General features: G+C 39.1%; 4 protein-coding genes and 1 tRNA gene. 1 reads left to right on the top strand and 4 read right to left on the bottom strand.

What is annotated here, in order from left to right; translation table 11 throughout:
- Positions 1-109 precede the first annotated feature (109 nt).
- The gene (locus G470_RS0111725; RefSeq protein ID WP_028274950.1) at positions 110-319 is read left to right on the top strand and encodes a hypothetical protein; all 210 of its coding nucleotides are present in this window, start codon (positions 110-112) and stop codon (positions 317-319) included.
- 80 nt (positions 320-399) lie between these two features.
- Here the strand turns inward: G470_RS0111725 and G470_RS0111720 are convergent, their stop codons facing one another.
- The 4 genes from G470_RS0111720 to G470_RS0111710 all read right to left on the bottom strand — a co-directional run bounded on the left by G470_RS0111720 (position 400) and on the right by G470_RS0111710 (position 1,238).
- The gene (locus G470_RS0111720; RefSeq protein ID WP_028274949.1) at positions 400-597 is read right to left on the bottom strand and encodes a hypothetical protein; all 198 of its coding nucleotides are present in this window, start codon (positions 595-597) and stop codon (positions 400-402) included.
- A gap of 44 nt (positions 598-641) precedes the next feature.
- Positions 642-737: a hypothetical protein gene (locus G470_RS15145; RefSeq protein WP_420806593.1), complete on the bottom strand. Its 96-nt coding sequence runs from the start codon at positions 735-737 to the stop codon at positions 642-644.
- A 17-nt stretch (positions 738-754) separates the two neighbouring features.
- Positions 755-1,012, bottom strand: coding sequence for a VOC family protein (locus G470_RS13595; RefSeq protein ID WP_205617935.1), 258 nt, complete (start codon positions 1,010-1,012; stop codon positions 755-757).
- Positions 1,013-1,154: 142 nt separating this feature from the next.
- Positions 1,155-1,238: transfer RNA gene (locus G470_RS0111710), tRNA-Leu, on the bottom strand.
- Positions 1,239-1,246: the final 8 nt, after the last annotated feature.

Below are 1,246 nucleotides of genomic sequence, written 5' to 3'. Positions count from 1 at the left end.
GGATTATTGGGAGGCTAACAAGGCCTTTTTTTATTGCCAGACTATGTACTTATTCATTGCAATCTTCTGTATTTCTATATTGCCATAAACAGGTGAAGATAGTAAGGCTGTGATTGATGGCGAAACCGCTGTCGATGGAAAACCTTTCAAATACGAAGACAAAGCCATTGCCATGGGAGAAAAACCGGTGCGGACTCCTGGTAAACCTGAACTGCACAACTCAGGCGACCACTCCCCTATGAAAACCACTTTAGACAAAGGCAAAGAGCTGCTTCAAAACAAAACAGATTCAGGAGAAACAAAAGATCCAGAGAAATAAAGATAACCTGCTGTAATGAATGAAGAACCCGTGAAAGACAAGTTTCTGTCTCTCACGGGTTCTTCAAATTCTTAAAGCAGTTACTCCGTTCTTTTTCCAATTTTATTCACTGTCGTTTTTCCGGTGCCTTTTCTAACTTGGCTGCCTATGAAAATATTCCATATACCAAACGCCATAACAAATATCCCAATAAACCAAGCGACAAATGAACTGAGCAGCCCTATCAGTAGAATCAGTAGTCCCACTATCATCTGCACGTTACCTAATTTTTGATTCATTTTTTCGACTCTTCCTTCTTTCTTAAACTTAAAGATACAAATGACTAACGATGTTGATCGATTAAGATAGAATTCCCGTCCGGATCCTCCAATGTAATGTAAGCGGGTCCTTCTGTTGTCTCATCGGCCTCTTCCTTCAACTGAATCCCTTTTTTCTTTAACTCTTTTGAAGCTCTCTTACATCAGTAAAGGATTCTGTGTTTTCAGCATTCTCGTCCCATCCTGGATTAAATGTCAAAATGTTTTTCTCAAACATACCTTCAAATAAACCTATCACAGTCTCCCCATTTTTTAGAATCAACCATTTTTGATTGATGTCGCCGCCTAATGGTTCAAATCCCAATTTTTCATAAAATTCTTTTGATCGTTGGATATCTTTTACATTCAGGCTTATTGAAAATGCTCCTAGTTCCATTATGTTCCTCCTACTGTGTTTGAATTATACTCCTTCTTAAATATAACACACAACCACTTCGAGACAGATTTAAAAACAGAAAACAAAAAAAGCACTTCATAAATATTGAATGTTCAATACTTATGAAGTGCTTTTTGTATGATACCGGTGGCCGGAGTCGAACCGGCACGTCCTCGCGGACACTGGATTTTGAGTCCAGCGCGTCTGCCTATTCCGCCACACCGGCATAATGAA

This window comes from Atopococcus tabaci DSM 17538, assembly GCF_000429585.1.
GTDB classification, from domain to species: Bacteria; Bacillota; Bacilli; order Lactobacillales; family Carnobacteriaceae_A; genus Atopococcus; species Atopococcus tabaci.
Note: the sequence above shows the minus strand (reverse complement) of the source record. Positions and strands in the feature narration are given on the sequence as shown.

Excerpts from the sequence above, each read along its gene's own strand:
- G470_RS0111720 (WP_028274949.1), bottom strand. The coding sequence starts at position 597 with ATGAATCAAAAATTAGGTAACGTGCAGATGATAGTGGGACTACTGATT.
- G470_RS13595 (WP_205617935.1), bottom strand. The coding sequence starts at position 1,012 with ATGGAACTAGGAGCATTTTCAATAAGCCTGAATGTAAAAGATATCCAA.